Here is a 15142-nt window from a genome sequence, read left to right as displayed (position 1 = left end):
GGAGATGAGCCGGCCGGGCCGGCGCGCGGGTCGACCGGTGTGAGCCCGGCCGGCCAGCGGGACGGGGCCCGCCTGGGCGTGGCACGCTGTGCATCGTGTCCACGTTGCGCGACCTCGCCGAGGAGCACACCCAGCTCCGCCCCGCCGACATCGACCACCTGCACCGGATCGCCGGAGACTGGCAGCTGCTGTCCGACCTGTCCTTCGCCGACCTGCTGCTGTGGGTGCCGGTGGACCGCGACGGCACCTTCCTCTGCGTGGCCCAGGTCCGCCCGACGACCGCGCCCACCGCGTACCAGGACGACCAGGTGGGGCGGATCGTCGGCGGGCCCGAGGTGGCCCACCTGGAGGTCGCGTATGGCCAGGGCCGGATCTGGCGGGAGGGCGACCCGGTCTGGTACGGCGACGTGCCCGCCCGGCACGAGGCGATCCCGGTCCGGTTGCGCACCGCCGACGGGGAGGCCGGCGAGGTGATCGCGGTCGTCGGCCGGGACACCAACCTCTCCACCGCCCGCACGCCCAGCCAGCTCGAACTGAACTACCTGACGACCGCCGACGACCTCGCCCAGATGATCGCCGACGGCACGTTCCCGCCGCCCCGGCACCCCGGGGAGACGACGTCCGCGCCCCGGGTCGGCGACGGCCTCGTCCGGCTCGACGCCGGCGGCAAGGTCACCTACGCCAGCCCCAACGCGCAGTCCGCGTACCGGCGGCTCGGCTTCGCCGCACACCTGGTGGGGGAGGACCTGGCCAAGCTGCACCGCCGGCTGGCCGGCGACCCCCTGGAGGGCACCGAAGCGGCCAACGGCATCCTCGCCGCGCTGCGCGGTGAGGGCCCGCCCCGGCGGGAGATCGACGCCCGGGGCGCGACCATGCTCACCCGGGCCCTGCCGCTGATGCCCGCCGGGGTGCCGATCGGCGCGCTGGTCCTGGTCCGCGACATCACCGAGGTACGTCGCCGCGACCGCGCCCTGATCACCAAGGACGCCACCATCCGGGAGATCCACCACCGGGTGAAGAACAACCTGCAGACCGTCGCCGCGCTGTTGCGCCTCCAGGCCCGCCGGGTGGCCATGCCGGAGGCCCGGGTCGCCCTGGAGGAGTCCGTACGCCGCGTCGCCTCCATCGCCCTGGTGCACGAGACGCTCTCCATGTCCAGCGACGAGGCGGTCGAGTTCGACGGCATCGTCGACCGGGTGGCCAGCGCGGCGACCGAGGTCGCCGCGACCGAGCAGACCGTCGGCATGCGCCGCCGGGGCAGCTTCGGCGTGCTGCCGGCCGAGATCGCCACCTCGCTGGTCATGGTCCTCAACGAGTTGCTGCTCAACGCCGTCGAGCACGGCTTCCCGCCGGCCGCTGAGTCCCCGACCGGGCCTCCGGCTGTACCCACGGCCGGATCCTCGGCCGGATCCTCGGCCGGGGCGGAGGCCAGCGGCGGTGCCGGGGCCGCTGGGGTGGGCGTCGGTTCCGGGTCCGCCGGGCTTGCCGGCGCTTCCGGGGCGGCCGGGGTTTCCGGGTCGGCTGGCGGTTCCGGGTCGGGCGGGGGTTCCGGGTTGGCCGAGGGGTCCGGGTCGGGCGGGGTCCTTCCGCAGGTCGCCGCCGGGGTCGAGTCGACGGTGCCACCCGAGGTGGTCGTGTCGGCACACCGGTTCCGCAAGCAGCTGCACGTCACCGTCGCCGACAACGGGCGTGGCCTGCCGGCCGGGTTCGACGCCGAGCGCGGCAGCCGGCTCGGGCTCCAGATCGTCCGGGCGCTGGTGACCGGCGAGCTGCGCGGCACCATCGAGCTGCGCAACGGCGCGGAGGGCGGCACCGAGGCGGTACTGGTGGTCCCCCTCGTCCGCTCCTGACGCCCAGGTGCCCCGCGCCGCCCTGCTCCGCGCCGCGCCGCCTCGCGCCGTCCTGCCCCGCGCCGCCCCGCCCGTCGGGCCGGGGCCGCTTGATCGACTCCATGTCGGCGACATGGCGGCATCCCACCGCCCCGGATACCGCCATGTCGCCGACATGACGCGGGCGATCCCGGGGCGGCCGGACGGCCGAGGGACGGCCGAGGGGTCGGGCAGCCGGGCAGCCGGGCAGGCCGGCTCAGCGGGTGAGTAGTGCCACGGTCAGGCCGGGGCGCTGCCAGACCCGGTCGACGGCGAAGCCGTCGTCCCGTAGCGCCGCCCCCTTCGCGCCGGGTACCGCGGCGACCGGGTCCGTTCGCCGGCCGGCGACCACCAGCCAGACCCGCCGCGCCCCGGCCAGGCAGGCGGCCGGGTCCGGGCACTCGTCGGCCCAGTAGTCGCCGCGCGCGTCGCGGCCCCGTACGGCCAGCGCGTCCCGGGGCTGCCGGTCGCCGAGGTGGTAGCCGATGCCGAGGTCGGTGAAGAGCCAGCCGTCCCGGGGCGAGAAGACGATCACGTCACCGGGCCGGCGGCCCGCGTCGATTACCCGGGCGGCCCCCCGGTAGTCGACCAGCGCGCCCCGTGGCCACTCGTGGCTGTGCCGCAGCGCCGCCTGGTCGGGCAGGCCGAGCAGGCCGGCGAGGAGCACCACGGCCAGCGCCGCCGGCAGTGCCGCCGTGGCCAGCGCCGCCCCGGCCAGCAGGCAGGCGAACGGCACGACGAAGAACAGGTAGCGCGGCACCCACAGCGGTACGGCCAGCCCGGCCAGGAAGACCAGGGCCACCGGCAGGACGAGGCAGGCGGCGGGAAGCAGCCCGGCCCGGCCCGACCGGGCGGCACCCAGGGCGGCCAGACCCAGCAGCAGCCCGCCCACCGTGCCGCTCTGGGTCAGCGCGCCGGGCAGGGCGACAAGGTCGGCGGGGCGGGCCTGGTCCACCCAGTCGAGCTGCCGTCCCCGCTGCCCCGCCGCCAGTAGCACCAGGGGGGTCAGCACGACCACCGCCGGCAGGAGCGCGAGCAGCCAGCCCCACACCGGTCGACGCGACCGGCGGCCGGCGTCCGGGCGAAGGCCGGCCCGGTCGGCGGCACCATGGGCGGCCAGGTGGGCGGTACCCGGGACGGCCCGGTCGGCGCTGCCCGAGGCGGTCCGGTCGGCGTTGCCCGGTGCGTCCCGGTCGGCGGCACCGTGGGTGGCCCGGTCGGCGGTGCCCGGAATGGCCCGGTCGGCGGTGCCGTGGGTGGCCCGGTCGGCGGTGCCCGGGACAGCGCCCGAGGCGGTCCGGCCGGCGGCCAGCACGGCTGCCGCGTGGGCGGCGAGCAGGGTGAGGGCGACCAGGTGGGCCAGGCCGAGGGCGGCCACGGCCGCGGCGTACCCGGCCCAGCGCCGCCAGCCGGGCCGCTCCAGCGCTCGGACCAGCAGCAGCGTCGCCAACACCGCGAAGAGGGCGACGAAGGCGTACGGGCGGGCCTCCTGGGCGTACCGGGAGGTGCCGGGCAGGGCCGCGAACAGCAGGCCACCGGTCAGGCCAGCGTGTCGCCCGAGCAGCCGTGCGCCGAGCGCGGCGGCGAGCCCGGCCGTTCCCGCCATGGCCAGCGCCGACGGCAGCCGCAGCGCGGCGGGGGAGTCCCCGCAGAGCGTCACCCAGCCGTGCATGAACAGGTAGTACGGCCAGGTGGCCGCGTCGATGGTGCCGGCCATCCGGGCCAGGTCGCCCAGCGGCCGGGTGGCGGCGCTCCAGGTGGCCAACTCGTCGCGCCACGGCTGGGCCGAGCCGATCTCCGCGCCGGTGACCGCCAGCGTCGCCAGGGTCGGCCACAGCCAGACCGCGCCGAGCCACCCCGGCAAATGCCGCCTTACAGGCAATCCGCCCACGATGCCGAGCCTTCCACACCCGAACGGCCCACGCCCCCACCCCGGCCCCCAACCCGGTGATCAAGAGGAAAGCGTCACCGTCGAGATCAACTCTGACGCTTTCCTCTTGCTCACCGGGGCGAGGGGTGCTTGGCCTGTTCGGGGGCGGTGTCGGCGCGGTGGCGCATCGGTGGCCCGTGATGTGGGATCACACTCACGGTCGGTGGTAGGTCCACCGCCGGTGTGCGAGCATGGTCGCATGCTTGCCGCTGTCGTCCGTCGCTTCGTGGCCCGTCGCCACGTCGACTACGGCCGCGTGCGCAGCGCCATCTGTCCGGCCCACTGACGACGCCCGACCCATCCGTCTCGGGCGCGTAGTCGCGCCGGCCGTCCGACACCGCTGTCCACGGCCCCGTCCCACGGGCCGGCCGCGCGCCCGCGTCCAGAGGCACAGCAGACAACGGAGGACGCCGCGATGGCGGTCAGCAGCACCCCCGCCCGACCCGAGGCACCCACGGCACCCGTCGCGCGGGCGCCCCGCCGTCCCCGTGGGGAGGGCCAGTGGGCGCTCGGCCACCGCGAGCCGCTCAACGCCAACGAGCGGATCAAGAAGGACGACGATCCGCTGAACGTCCGGGCCCGGATCGAGAACATCTACGCCCACGGGGGCTTCGCCTCGATCGACCCGCAGGACCTGCGCGGCCGGTTCCGCTGGTGGGGCCTCTACACCCAGCGCAAGGCCGGCATCGACGGCGGGCGCACCGCTGTGCTGGAGCCGCACGAGCTGGAAGACGAGTTCTTCATGCTCCGCGTCCGGGTCGACGGCGGCCAGCTCACCCTGGACCAGCTCCGGGTGGTCGCGGACATCTCCCGGGAGTTCGCCCGGGACACCGCCGACATCACCGACCGGCAGAACATCCAGTACCACTGGATCCGGGTCGAGGACATGCCGGAGATCTGGCGTCGGCTGGAGTCGGTGGGCCTGCAGACCACCGAGGCGTGCGGCGACTGCCCGCGCATCGTGCTCGGCAGCCCGGTCGCCGGGGTGGCCGAGGCCGAGCTGCTCGACCCGACCCCGGCGCTGGAGGAGATCGTCCGGCGGTACGTCGGCGACAAGCGCTTCTCCAACCTGCCCCGCAAGTTCAAGACGTCGATCTCCTGGCTGGTGGACACCCCGTACGAGGCGAACGACATCGCCTTCCTGGGCGTCGACCACCCGGAGCACGGCCCCGGCTTCGACGTCTGGGTCGGCGGCGGCCTGTCCACCAACCCGATGCTGGCCAAGCGGCTCGGCGTCTGGGTGCCGCTGACCGAGGTGCCGGACGTCTGGGCCGGCGTGGTCGGCATCTTCCGCGACTACGGCTACCGCCGGCTGCGCAACCGGGCCCGGCTGAAGTTCCTCGTCGCCGACTGGGGCGTGGAGAAGTTCCGCGAGGTGCTGGAGAAGGAATACCTGGGCCGCACGCTGCTCGACGGGCCGGCCCCGGAGCTGCCCGCCAAGCCGGTCGACCACATCGGGGTGCACCGCCAGCGCGACGGGCGCGCCTACGTCGGGGCCGCCCCGGTGGTGGGCCGGGTCTCCGGCACGCAGCTCGCCCGGCTTGCCGACGTGGTCGAGGCGCACGGCAGCGGCCGGGTGCGGCTCACCCCGTACCAGAAGCTCCTGGTCCTGGACGTGCCCCCGGAGCAGGCCAACTCGCTGGTGGCCGAGCTGAGCACGATCGGCCTTGAGGCCCGGCCGTCGGCCTGGCGGCGCGGCACGATGGCCTGCACCGGCATCGAGTTCTGCAAGCTGGCCATCGTCGAGACGAAGGCGCGCGGCGAGGAGCTGGTGGCCCGGCTGGAGGAGCGCCTGCGCGACTTCGACGCGGACATCTCCATCCACCTCAACGGCTGCCCGAACGCCTGCGCCCGCACCCAGGTCGCCGACATCGGCCTCAAGGGGCAGCTCGTGGTCGGCCCGGACGGCCGCCAGGTCGAGGGCTTCCAGGTGCACCTGGGCGGCGGCCTGGGCATGGCGCAGGGCCAGACCGCCGGTTTCGGCCGCAAGCTGCGCGGCCTGAAGACCACCGCCGACGAGCTTCCGGAGTACGTGGAACGGCTCGCCCGCCGCTACATGGCGAGCCGGACCGAGGGCGAGTCCTTCGCCAACTGGGTGATCAGGGTAGACGAGGAGGAACTCCGATGAGTGAGACTCGTTCCGCGCCGCTGTACTGCCCCTACTGCGGCGAGGAGGACCTGCGGCCGAGCGAGGCCGGGCACGGCGCGTGGGAGTGCCACGCCTGCGCCCGGGTGTTCACGGTGAAGTTCACCGGCCTGCTGACCGAGGCGGTGACCCGGTGACCGCCCTGGTGTCGGCCGCGACCCTGGGGCTGGTCGGCCCCGGCGGCCCGACTCCCGCCGATCCCGCCCGGCGCAGCCCGCAGGAGCTGCGGGAGCTGGCCGAGCGGGCCGGCCGGGAGCTGGAGGGCGCTCCGGCGCTGGAGATCGCCCGCTGGGCGGCCGAGACGTTCGGCGACCGGTTCTGCGTGACCAGCTCGATGGCGGACGCCGTGCTGGCCCACCTGGTCTCCCGGGTCGCGCCCGGGGTCGACGTGGTCTTCCTCGACACCGGCCTGCACTTCCCGGAGACGCTGCGGGTGCGCGACGAGGTGGCCCGCCGGCTGCCCGTCAACGTCCGGTCGATCCGGCCCCGGCTCACCGTCGGCCAGCAGGACGGCGAGTACGGCCCCCGGCTGTTCAACCGTTCGCCGGACGACTGCTGCCAGCTGCGCAAGGTCGAGCCGCTGGAGCGGGCGCTGGCCGGGTACGACGCCTGGGCCGCCGGGCTGCGCCGCGACGAGTCGCCGACCCGGGCCAACACGCCGGTGGTGACGTTCGACGCCCGCCGGGGCAGGGTGAAGGTGAACCCGATCGCCGCCTGGAAGCAGGCCGACGTGGACGCCTACATCGCCCGGCACGACATCCCGGTGAACGAGCTGTTCAAGCGCGGCTACGGCTCGATCGGCTGCTGGCCCTGCACCCGCCGCACGAAGGCGGGGGAGGACCCCCGGGCCGGTCGTTGGGCGATGTTCGAGAAGACCGAGTGCGGGCTGCACCTCTGACCGTGTCCGGGCCCCGGGTGCGGTCGGTCGCGGCCGGCGACCCGGTGGTCCTGGTGGCGCACGGCAGCCGGGACCCCCGGGCGGCCGAGGCGACCCGGGCGCTGGCCCGGGCGGTCGCGGCCGTCCGCCCCGGCGTGGCCGTGTCGGCGAGTTGGCTGGACCACACGGACCCGGGGCCGACGGAGGTGCTGCGGTCGCTGGCGGCGGCCGGGCATCCCCGGGCGGTGCTGGTGCCGCTGCTGCTCACCGCCGCGTACCACCGGCGGGTGGACGTCCCGGCGGCGGTCGCGGCGGCCCGGGAGTCGGGCCCGCCGATCGACGTGCGCGTCTCCGACGTGCTCGGCCCGGCCGACGGCGTGGTCGACGGGGCGCTGCTGGCGGGGCTGCGGCGGCGGCTGGCGGAGGCGGAACCCGGCCGGTTCGACGCGCTGGTGCTCGCCGCCGCGGGCACCCGGGATCCCCGGGCGCGGGGCTCGGTGGGCCGGGTCGCGGCGGCGCTCGGCGCGGAACTCGGGGTGCCCTGCCGCGTGTCGTACGCCTCGGCGGCCCCGCCGGACGCGGGCGCGGCGGTGTCCCGGCTGCGCGCGGCGGGCGCGCGGCGGGTGGCCGTGTCGGCGTACTTCCTGGCCCCGGGGCTCTTCCACGACGCGGTGCTGGCGGGGGCGCGGGCGGCCGGCGCGGTGACCGTCTCCGGGCCGCTCACCGACGCCCCGGAGCTGGCCGATCTGGTGCTGCGTCGGGCGGACGCCGCGCCCGTCGAGTGATCCGGGCGGCCCGACGCGCGGGCCGGGCGGCTGCGGCACCGGCGAGGGCGCAGCGGGGCACGAGGGCTCCGCACAGCAGAACGCCCCGACAGGGGTTGCCCTGTCGGGGCGTGGAGCTGTGGTGCGTGCAGTAGGTCAGGCGGAGTGAGCGCGCAGCACCCGGAGGCCACCGCGGCGCTTGACGGCGCGCCGCTCCTCCTCGCTCATCCCGCCCCAGACGCCGGCGTCCTGACCGGACTCAAGTGCCCACTGGAGGCACTGGTCGGTCACGGAGCAGCGCCGGCAGACGGCCTTGGCCTGCTCGACCTGCAGGAGAGCCGGACCGGACGTCCCGATCGGGAAGAACAGCTCCGGGTCCTCGTCGCGGCAGACAGCATGGTGACGCCAGTCCATGGCGGCAACACTCCTCATTCTGGATGGGTGGCAGATATTGCGTTGGTGCTTTTCCTTTATGCATCCGCACGCCGATGGTCACGGTTCGCATCCATCAATTCGGCGCTGCGTGAGCAGGCTCTGGTAGCCACTGGGACCTGCTCGAACACCTCAACACAATGAGCATGTCCAAGCAATGTCCCGGTAACTCAAGTTCGCTTGTGAATACTTTCACGAACTCACGCGATGTCAAGGGTGACGCTCGGAAAAACTCCGAGCGGTGAGCAAGCTCACGACCCCTTTGTCCGGTTTGCAGGGAGTCCTGGTTACCCGGCGTACCACAGTCGAGGATCAATATAGTACAGTCTGCGTGACATTGCTGACATTTCCGGCACCTCACCCTCGGTGTGGCGGCCACCGCATCGACAGCGGTGGGGGGACCGCGCTCGACCAAGGGCTGTACCCGAGACCTAGCAGATTACTCTCAGTGCGGCCGGAACGGATGCGAATCTGACTTTTTTCCGCTCGCCGAGATAGTCCCCGTCGAGCTGGAAAGCCTGAGGACGGCTCGCGACCAGGGTGAACTCGGCCAGGTCGTGCAGCTGCAGCACCTGACGCCCTCGCGGATTGGGCGTGTGGGAGAAGAACTGGGTCACTGTGCGTGCTGTGCTCGCCACGCGGAGCTGCCGCATGGCCAGCACGTCGAGCCCGAGGTCGAAGGACGCCGCCGGATTCGGGTTGATCTCCCGCTCGCCCAGGTACGTCCAGGGCGCGGTGTTCTGGATGATGACCGTGGCCAGATCACCCTCGGTTACCTCGCCGGGTCGCTCCAGTGAGATCGTCGGATGGCGGCGGTCCGAGCCGAGGAAGTACTGGTTGACCGTCGAGCGCAGATAGAGCGCCGGCGTGGAGACCCGGCCGCGCCGGCGGGCCTGCTCCACCCGGTGGATCACCGCCGCGTCGAGGCCGAAGCCCGCGCAGAAGGTGAAGTAGCGGTCGTCGGCCCGGCCCAGACCGATCGTGCGGGACCGCCCGAGCCGCAGCCCCTCCAGGATCATGCTGGTGCCCTCCGGCCACTCCCGGGGCAGGCCGAGCGCGCGGGCGAACACGTTCGTGGAGCCCCCGGGGACGGTGGCCAGCGCCGGCAGCCGCTCGGCGGGGCTGCCTCCGGTGCGGATCGTCGGCGGCTCGGCCGCCATCAGGCCGTTGACCACCTCGTTGACCGTGCCGTCGCCGCCGAGCGTCACCACCAGGTCGACGCCCTCCTCGGCCGCCTCCCGGGCGAGGTCCATGGCGTGACCCCGCCGGCGGGTGTACCGCACCGACAGGTCGACTTCGCTGCGCAGCGCCCGGACCAGGACGTCCCGGCTGCGTTCGCTGGTGGTGGTGGCCTTCGGATTGACCACCAGGACGGCCCGCATGGGCGGCACTGTACCGCGCCCCACCACCGGTATCGTGGCGCGCGTGACCATCGACTCGGACCAGGACCCGACCACGCTGCGCTGGGCGGTCCGGCTGCTTCGGGCGGAGGCGGTCGCCCTCGGCCTGGTCGCCGCCTGGCTCGTCTGGGCCGACCTCACCGCCACCACCACCGACCTGCCGTCGGCGCTGCTGGTGACCGCGTTCGCCCTCGGCGGCGCGGCCGCCCTCTGGGCGCTCGGCGGGGCGCTCGGCCGCCGCCGCGCCGGGGCCCGCGCCCCGGCGATCGTCCTGCAACTGATGCTGCTGCCGATCGGCTGGTACATGATCCAGGGCGGGCTCGGCTGGCTCGGCGTGCCGCTGATGGCGCTCGGCCTCGGCGTCAGCGCGCTGCTCGTCAGCCCGCCGACCACCCGGGCCCTCGGCCTCGCCTGAGCCGGGCGGGCGCGGGCCCGCCGGGCGGCCCGTGGCGGGCGAGAAGAGCCGGCGCGGCGGGGGTCAGTAGCCGGCGCGGCGGGTCAGCAGGGAGATGGTGGCCCGGCCGTTGGCCGCGCTCGCCGAGGCGGCCGTGGTGAGGGCCGTCAGCACCTTCCAGGCGAACGACGACTCGGAGGGCAGCGTCGCCCCGCGCACGGTCGGCACGGTCACCTCGACGGTCAGGGCGTCCTCGGTCACCTGGAACCGGCACTCCAGCTCGGCGTCGCGGGTGGCGATCGCGAGGAGCATGGCGCACGCCTCGTCCACGGCGATCCGCAGGTCCTCGATCTCGTCGAGGGCGAACTGGAGACGGGCGGCGAGGCCGGCCGTGGCGGTGCGGAGCACGCCGAGGTAACCGCCGTCGGCGGGCACCGTGAGGTGCACGATGTCGTCGTCGGTGGCTGGCTGGCCGGTCAGTTGAGTCACGCCTCATCCCCCCGGTGGGGGACTCTACCCCGTCAGGCGGACGGACGCGTGGGCGCGGCGCTCGCCGGTGGCGTCGCGCCGGCCGCGAGCGCGGTCAGGGCCGCCCCCGTCAGCCGGTACGGCACCCACTCCGCCATGGGGGACGCGCCGATCGAGGCGTAGAACCGGGCCGCCGGGTTCCAGTCGATCATCGACCAGTCGAGCCGTCGGTAGCCCCGCTCGACGCAGATCGCGGCCAGGGTGGCCAGCAGCCGCCGGCCCGCACCGGTGCCCCGCGCCTCGGGGCGGACGTAGAGGTCCTCCAGGTAGATGCCGTGCACGCCGGCCCAGGTGGAGAAGTTGAGGAACCACAACGCGAAGCCGAGCGGCCGGTCGGCCCCGTCGACGGCCACGTGCCCGAAGAGCGCGGGCGCCGGGCCGAACAGGGCCTCGGTGAGCTGCCCGGCGGTCAGGTGACACTCGTCGGCGGCCCGCTCGTACGCGGCCAGCTCGTGCACCATGGCGACGACGGCCGGCACGTCCTCGGGACGCGCCGGCCGTACCGTCGGTGTGGACCCGGGGGTCACGCCTGCTTGGTCTCCCAGAAGATCTTCGAGATCTCCTCGATCTTCGCCAGCAGCTCCTCGGCCTTGGCCGGGTCGGCGCTGCCCTTGGCGCCGCTGGCGCCCGCGAGCTTGGTGGCCTCGTTGAACAGGGTGTGCAGGTTGGGGTACTTCTCGAAGTGCGCCGGCTTGAAGTAGTCCGTCCACAGCACCCACAGGTGGTGCTTGACCAGCTCGGCGCGCTGCTCCTTGATGATCAGCGCCCGGGTGCGGAACTCGGGGTCGGTGTTCGCCTGGTACTTCTCGGCGATCGCCTTGATCGACTCGGCCTCGATCCGGGCCTGGGCCGGGTCGTAGACGCCGCACGGCAGGTCGCAGTGGGCGCTGACGGTGACGCTCGGCATGAGGATGCGCGGAAGTCGCATCGGGATCCTCCATGGGAAGTTTGCGATGATCCAGGACGACATTACTCCTGGAGATGCTCCCCAGCGGTGCGGAGGTGAAACAGGTGCCCGCCGACACTCCCGCCGCCGACCGGCTGCGGTGGCCGCTCACGGCCGTACTGGTGACCGGCCCGTCGATGGCACCCACCCTGCGCCACGGCGACGCCGTGCTGGTGCGGCGCGGGGGCCGCCCGATCCGCCCGGGCGACGTCGTGGTCGCGGTCTTCCGCAGCCGCCCGGAGCTGCTCGTGGTCAAGCGCGCGGTCCGCCCCGCCGACGGCGGCTGGTGGGTACGCGGCGACAACGACCTCGTCACCGACGACTCCCGGGCGTACGGCGTGGCCGACGTGCACGGTCGCGTCGTGGCCCGCTACTGGCCCCGGCCGGGCCTGCTGTTCCGCCCCGCCGGCTACCAGCGAGTATGACCCTACTCACATCCGACTTGTGCTCCCGACACTATGCTCGGCAGGTATCCGGGTGACCCCCGCACCGTGCCACCGCCGCTGGCCGCCTCACCTCGCGCTGGCGCCGGTCGCCTCGTCTACCCGACAGATTCCTGGAGTCACCATGTCTTCGTCCACCGTGGACCCCGCTGATCCCGTCTTCCAACTGCACGTCGGCGGCAAGCTGGCCGTCGCCTCCACCGTCCCGCTGAGCAGCCGCGAGGACCTCTCCCTCGCGTACACACCAGGGGTGGCCCGGGTGTGCGAGGCGATCGCCGCCGACCCGGCGCTGGCCGACGACTACACCTGGGCGGGGCACACCGTCGCCGTCGTCACCGACGGCTCGGCCGTGCTCGGGCTGGGCAACATCGGCCCGCGCGCGGCGCTGCCGGTGATGGAGGGCAAGGCGGTGCTGTTCAAGCAGTTCGCCGACGTCGACGCGGTGCCGGTCTGCCTCGACACCCAGGACGTGGACGAGATCGTCGCCGTGGTGAAGGCCCTCGCCCCCTCGTTCGGCGGGATCAACCTGGAGGACATCAGCGCCCCGCGCTGCTTCGAGGTGGAGCGCCGGCTCGACGAGGCGCTGGACATCCCCGTCTTCCACGACGACCAGCACGGCACTGCCATCGTCGTGCTCGCCGCGCTGCGCAACGCGGCCACGCTGCTCAACCGCAAGCTCGGCGACCTGCGGGTGGCGGTCAGCGGCGCGGGCGCGGCCGGGGTGGCGGTCACCCGGATGCTCATCGCCGGCGGCGTCGACCCGGCCCGGGTCGTCGTCTGCGACTCGAAGGGCATCATCGGCCGGCACCGCGCCGACCTCACCGGCACCAAGGCGGACCTCGCGGCCGACACCAACGCCGAGGGGCGGTCGGGCGACATCGCGGAGGCGCTGCGCGGCGCCGACGTGCTGGTCGGCGTCTCCGGCGGCGAGATCTGCGAGGCGGCGGTGGCCGGGATGGCCCCCGGCGGGATCGTCTTCGCCCTGGCCAACCCGACGCCCGAGGTGCATCCCGAGGTGGCCGCCCGGCACGTCGCCGTCGTGGCCACCGGCCGCAGCGACTACCCCAACCAGATCAACAACGTGCTGGCCTTCCCCGGGGTGTTCCGGGGCGCGCTGGACGCCCGGGCGACCCGGATCACCGACGGGATGAAGGTGGCCGCCGCCGACGCGATCGCCGGGGTGGTGGCCGACACGCTCACCGCCGACGCGATCGTGCCGTCCCCGCTGGACCCGCGCGTCGCCCCCGCGGTGGCCGAGGCCGTCGCCGAGGCCGCCCGCCGCGACGGCGTCGCCCGCGCCTGACGTGCAAGGAGGGGCACCCTGTTAACGCTTTCGGTATAGCGGGGGCCCCTTCTTAACACCCCCACTCCTTGTTACGGTGCGGATCATGCGTGCCGCCTTCGCCTCGAGCTTCGACGCCGACAACCCGCTCGCCGCGCTGACCGTCGGCGAGCAGCCCGAGCCGACCCACCCCGAGGACGACTGGGTGACCGTGCAGGTGCGGGCCAGCTCGATCAACCACCACGACCTGTGGTCGCTGCGCGGCGTCGGGCTCGGTGCCGACCGGCTGCCGATGATCCTCGGCTGCGACGCCGTCGGCACGGCCCCGGACGGCACCGAGGTGGTGGTCTTCCCGCTGGTCGTCGACCCGGGTGACCCGCGCGGCATGTCCATCCTCTCCGAGCACTTCCCCGGCACCTTCGCCGAGCGGGTGGCCGTACCCCGGATGAACCTGCTGCCCCTGCCGGCGGGCCTGTCGGCGACGGACGCCGCCTGCCTGCCGACGGCCTGGCTCACCGCGTGGCGGATGCTGACCACCAAGGGCCGGGTCGACGAGGCCGACGCCGTGCTGGTCCAGGGCGCGGGCGGCGGCGTCGCGACGGCCGCCGTCGCACTCGCCGTCGCGCTCGGCAAGCGGGTGTACGCGACCAGCCGCGACGCCGGCAAGCGGGAACGGATCGCGCAGCTGGGGGCGACCGCGCTGGAGCCCGGCGCCCGGCTGCCCGAGCGGGTCGATGTGGTGATCGAGACGGTCGGCGAGGCGACGTTCGACCACTCCCTGAAGTCGGCCGCGCCGATGGCCCGGATCGTGGTCTCCGGTGCGACGGCCGGGCACGAGCCGAAGGTCAACCTGCGGCGGGTCTTCGCCATGCAGCTGGAGATCCTCGGCACCTCGATGGGCACGCCGGGGGAGCTGACCGAGCTGCTGACGTTCTGCGCCGAGCACGAGGTGCGCCCGGTGGTGGACAGCGTGGTGCCGTTCAGCCGGATCGAGGAGGCGTTCGCCCGGCTGCACTCGGGCGAGGCGTTCGGCAAGATCGTCATCGACCACACGGCGTGAGCGGGCGCCTGCCGGGAGCTTGTTAGGAGGGGGCCCTTCCTATACCGAATGCGTTAACAGGGGGCCCTTCCTTACAGGCGGTCGTCGAGGGTGGCCACGCCGCCCCGGGTGGCCTCGTCCGGCAGCCGGCGCTTCGCCGCCGCGTCCCCGTACAGGGTCCAGCGCAGGAACTCGACGCAGGTGTCCGAGACCACCCGCAGGGCCGCGCCGTCGGTGAGCAGGGCCCGCCCGTGGTCGCCCTTCGGCAGGCTGAGCATCGCCTTCGGCCAGGGCACCCTGTCGTACGCGGCCCTGCCCGAGGCGTAGTCGACCACCTCGTCGGCCTCGCCGTGCACGAACAACTGCGGGGCGGCGGCCCCCGCGAACGCGGTGCCCACGCCGAGGCCGGTGCCGGCGAAGACCACCCCGGCGTCCAGCCGGTCGTCCCGGCCGGCGGTGAACAGGCCGATCGTGGTCACCCCACCGGCCGAGTGCCCCGCCGCCGCCACCCGGTCGGTGGCGAGCCGGCCGCGCAGCGGGTCGCCCGCCTTCGCGTCCAGGGCGAGCACCCGGGTCAGCGCGTACGACACGTCGGCCGGCTGGTTCAGCACGTCCAGCACGTTGGTGTCGGTGCCCCGGGCGGTGTGCGGGAAGGCCGGCGCGGCCACCACGAACCCGGCCGCCGCCCAGCGGGTGAGCAGCAGCTCGTAGTCCTCGGGCCGCCCGTTGAGGCCGTGGCTGAACATCACCACCGGGAAGCGCCCCGTCGCGGCCGTCGCGGACTGCTGCGGCGTCCCGCCCGCCGCGCCCCGGGCCGGATACCAGATCGTCACCGGCAGCGGGCGGTCGCCGTCGCGGTTGAGCTTGAGCTGACGTACGCCGACGGCGAAGCTCTCGCTCGGCGCGCTGCCGGCGGGCACGCGCGGGGCCGGGGTGGTCGCCTTCGGTGCCTGCGTCGGGGCGGCCTCGCGCCAGGCGGGCTCCGCGTCACCCGAGCAGCCCGCCAGGCCGGCGGCGAGCAGGGCGGTGGCCAGCAGGGCGGCGGTACGACGGCGGCGGCACATGAAACCGATTGTGCCTCGCCGGACGGGGG

Annotated in this window: 15 protein-coding genes and 2 pseudogenes; 10 read left to right on the top strand and 7 right to left on the bottom strand. The window is 74.3% G+C overall.

Translation table 11 applies throughout. The features are described from left to right. Positions 1–95 precede the first annotated feature (95 nt). Together ACVMYR_RS11370 and ACVMYR_RS11365 are read left to right on the top strand one after the other, a co-directional pair. Positions 96–1382, top strand: a pseudogene (locus ACVMYR_RS11370) (histidine kinase N-terminal domain-containing protein); the annotation flags it as partial. A 240-nt stretch (positions 1383–1622) separates the two neighbouring features. Continuing rightward, positions 1623–1850 (top strand): annotated as a pseudogene (locus ACVMYR_RS11365) (ATP-binding protein); the annotation flags it as partial. 235 nt (positions 1851–2085) lie between these two features. On the opposite strand, the gene ACVMYR_RS11360 reads toward ACVMYR_RS11365, so the two are convergent. Next, positions 2086–3759, bottom strand: a complete 1674-nt coding sequence (locus tag ACVMYR_RS11360) for a glycosyltransferase family 39 protein (RefSeq protein ID WP_457121795.1) — start codon at positions 3757–3759, stop codon at positions 2086–2088. 454 nt (positions 3760–4213) lie between these two features. On the opposite strand from ACVMYR_RS11360, the gene ACVMYR_RS11355 reads away from it, so the two are divergent. The 4 genes from ACVMYR_RS11355 to ACVMYR_RS11340 are packed head-to-tail and all read left to right on the top strand — an operon-like array spanning position 4214 to position 7606. Continuing rightward, on the top strand, positions 4214–5926 hold the full coding sequence (locus ACVMYR_RS11355) for a nitrite/sulfite reductase (RefSeq protein ID WP_457121794.1): 1713 nt from the start codon (positions 4214–4216) through the stop codon (positions 5924–5926). Beyond that, positions 5923–6081, top strand: a complete 159-nt coding sequence (locus ACVMYR_RS11350; RefSeq protein WP_176734126.1) for a hypothetical protein — start codon at positions 5923–5925, stop codon at positions 6079–6081. The genes ACVMYR_RS11355 and ACVMYR_RS11350 overlap by 4 nt, the downstream gene beginning before the upstream one ends. Continuing rightward, the gene (locus tag ACVMYR_RS11345) at positions 6078–6842 is read left to right on the top strand and encodes a phosphoadenylyl-sulfate reductase (protein ID WP_043965904.1); all 765 of its coding nucleotides are present in this window, start codon (positions 6078–6080) and stop codon (positions 6840–6842) included. Before ACVMYR_RS11350 ends, ACVMYR_RS11345 begins: the two co-directional genes overlap by 4 nt. A gap of 2 nt (positions 6843–6844) precedes the next feature. Further along, positions 6845–7606, top strand: a complete 762-nt coding sequence (locus ACVMYR_RS11340) for a sirohydrochlorin chelatase (protein ID WP_077938466.1) — start codon at positions 6845–6847, stop codon at positions 7604–7606. A 135-nt stretch (positions 7607–7741) separates the two neighbouring features. On the opposite strand, the gene ACVMYR_RS11335 is transcribed toward ACVMYR_RS11340, so the two are convergent. Both ACVMYR_RS11335 and ACVMYR_RS11330 read right to left on the bottom strand, forming a co-directional pair. Then, a complete protein-coding gene (locus ACVMYR_RS11335; RefSeq protein WP_007072794.1) occupies positions 7742–7999 on the bottom strand; it encodes a WhiB family transcriptional regulator in 258 nt (85 codons plus the stop codon). Between the two features lie 449 nt (positions 8000–8448). Further along, the gene (locus ACVMYR_RS11330; RefSeq protein WP_091277190.1) at positions 8449–9399 is read right to left on the bottom strand and encodes a diacylglycerol/lipid kinase family protein; all 951 of its coding nucleotides are present in this window, start codon (positions 9397–9399) and stop codon (positions 8449–8451) included. Between ACVMYR_RS11330 and ACVMYR_RS11325 the strand changes: the two genes are divergently transcribed. Next, positions 9398–9832: a hypothetical protein gene (locus tag ACVMYR_RS11325; protein WP_255704619.1), complete on the top strand. Its 435-nt coding sequence runs from the start codon at positions 9398–9400 to the stop codon at positions 9830–9832. The two genes, ACVMYR_RS11330 and ACVMYR_RS11325, sit on opposite strands and share 2 nt — an antisense overlap. Before the next feature lie 63 nt (positions 9833–9895). Here ACVMYR_RS11325 and ACVMYR_RS11320 read toward each other — a convergent pair whose 3' ends face one another. Genes ACVMYR_RS11320 through sodN form a run of 3 tightly spaced genes read right to left on the bottom strand, consistent with a single transcriptional unit; the run spans position 9896 to position 11267 of the window. After that, positions 9896–10300 carry an ATP-binding protein gene (locus tag ACVMYR_RS11320; RefSeq protein WP_043965908.1) on the bottom strand — a complete coding sequence of 135 codons (405 nt, stop codon included), beginning with the start codon at positions 10298–10300 and terminating at the stop codon, positions 9896–9898. Between the two features lie 32 nt (positions 10301–10332). Next, positions 10333–10866, bottom strand: coding sequence for a GNAT family N-acetyltransferase (locus tag ACVMYR_RS11315; RefSeq protein ID WP_077938468.1), 534 nt, complete (start codon positions 10864–10866; stop codon positions 10333–10335). Further along, positions 10863–11267, bottom strand: a complete 405-nt coding sequence (gene sodN, locus ACVMYR_RS11310; protein WP_043965912.1) for a superoxide dismutase, Ni — start codon at positions 11265–11267, stop codon at positions 10863–10865. The genes ACVMYR_RS11315 and sodN overlap by 4 nt, the downstream gene beginning before the upstream one ends. Before the next feature lie 53 nt (positions 11268–11320). Between sodN and ACVMYR_RS11305 the strand changes: the two genes are divergently transcribed. The 3 genes from ACVMYR_RS11305 (at position 11321) to ACVMYR_RS11295 (ending at position 14070) form a co-directional block, all read left to right on the top strand. Beyond that, the gene (locus ACVMYR_RS11305; protein ID WP_457121793.1) at positions 11321–11710 is read left to right on the top strand and encodes a S24/S26 family peptidase; all 390 of its coding nucleotides are present in this window, start codon (positions 11321–11323) and stop codon (positions 11708–11710) included. Positions 11711–11852: 142 nt separating this feature from the next. Beyond that, positions 11853–13031, top strand: a complete 1179-nt coding sequence (locus tag ACVMYR_RS11300) for an NADP-dependent malic enzyme (protein WP_396789110.1) — start codon at positions 11853–11855, stop codon at positions 13029–13031. 76 nt (positions 13032–13107) lie between these two features. Next, positions 13108–14070, top strand: coding sequence for a zinc-binding dehydrogenase (locus ACVMYR_RS11295; protein WP_387105781.1), 963 nt, complete (start codon positions 13108–13110; stop codon positions 14068–14070). 71 nt (positions 14071–14141) lie between these two features. Here ACVMYR_RS11295 and ACVMYR_RS11290 read toward each other — a convergent pair whose 3' ends face one another. Next, on the bottom strand, positions 14142–15113 hold the full coding sequence (locus tag ACVMYR_RS11290) for an alpha/beta hydrolase family protein (protein WP_091276922.1): 972 nt from the start codon (positions 15111–15113) through the stop codon (positions 14142–14144). Positions 15114–15142 lie beyond the last annotated feature (29 nt).

The organism is Micromonospora sp. PTRAS2, from assembly GCF_054052245.1.
The sequence above is the reverse complement of the archived record's forward strand: the minus strand, read 5'-3'. Positions and strand labels throughout refer to the sequence as shown.

What these genes read in the sequence shown, in the direction of transcription:
- ACVMYR_RS11355 (WP_457121794.1), top strand. Translation starts at nt 4,214, where the DNA reads ATGGCGGTCAGCAGCACCCCCGCCCGACCCGAGGCACCCACGGCACCC.
- ACVMYR_RS11350 (WP_176734126.1), top strand. Translation starts at nt 5,923, where the DNA reads ATGAGTGAGACTCGTTCCGCGCCGCTGTACTGCCCCTACTGCGGCGAG.
- ACVMYR_RS11335 (WP_007072794.1), bottom strand. Translation starts at nt 7,999, where the DNA reads ATGGACTGGCGTCACCATGCTGTCTGCCGCGACGAGGACCCGGAGCTG.
- ACVMYR_RS11325 (WP_255704619.1), top strand. Translation starts at nt 9,398, where the DNA reads ATGGGCGGCACTGTACCGCGCCCCACCACCGGTATCGTGGCGCGCGTG.
- ACVMYR_RS11330 (WP_091277190.1), bottom strand. Translation starts at nt 9,399, where the DNA reads ATGCGGGCCGTCCTGGTGGTCAATCCGAAGGCCACCACCACCAGCGAA.
- sodN (WP_043965912.1), bottom strand. Translation starts at nt 11,267, where the DNA reads ATGCGACTTCCGCGCATCCTCATGCCGAGCGTCACCGTCAGCGCCCAC.
- ACVMYR_RS11305 (WP_457121793.1), top strand. Translation starts at nt 11,321, where the DNA reads ATGCTCCCCAGCGGTGCGGAGGTGAAACAGGTGCCCGCCGACACTCCC.
- ACVMYR_RS11300 (WP_396789110.1), top strand. Translation starts at nt 11,853, where the DNA reads ATGTCTTCGTCCACCGTGGACCCCGCTGATCCCGTCTTCCAACTGCAC.
- ACVMYR_RS11290 (WP_091276922.1), bottom strand. Translation starts at nt 15,113, where the DNA reads ATGTGCCGCCGCCGTCGTACCGCCGCCCTGCTGGCCACCGCCCTGCTC.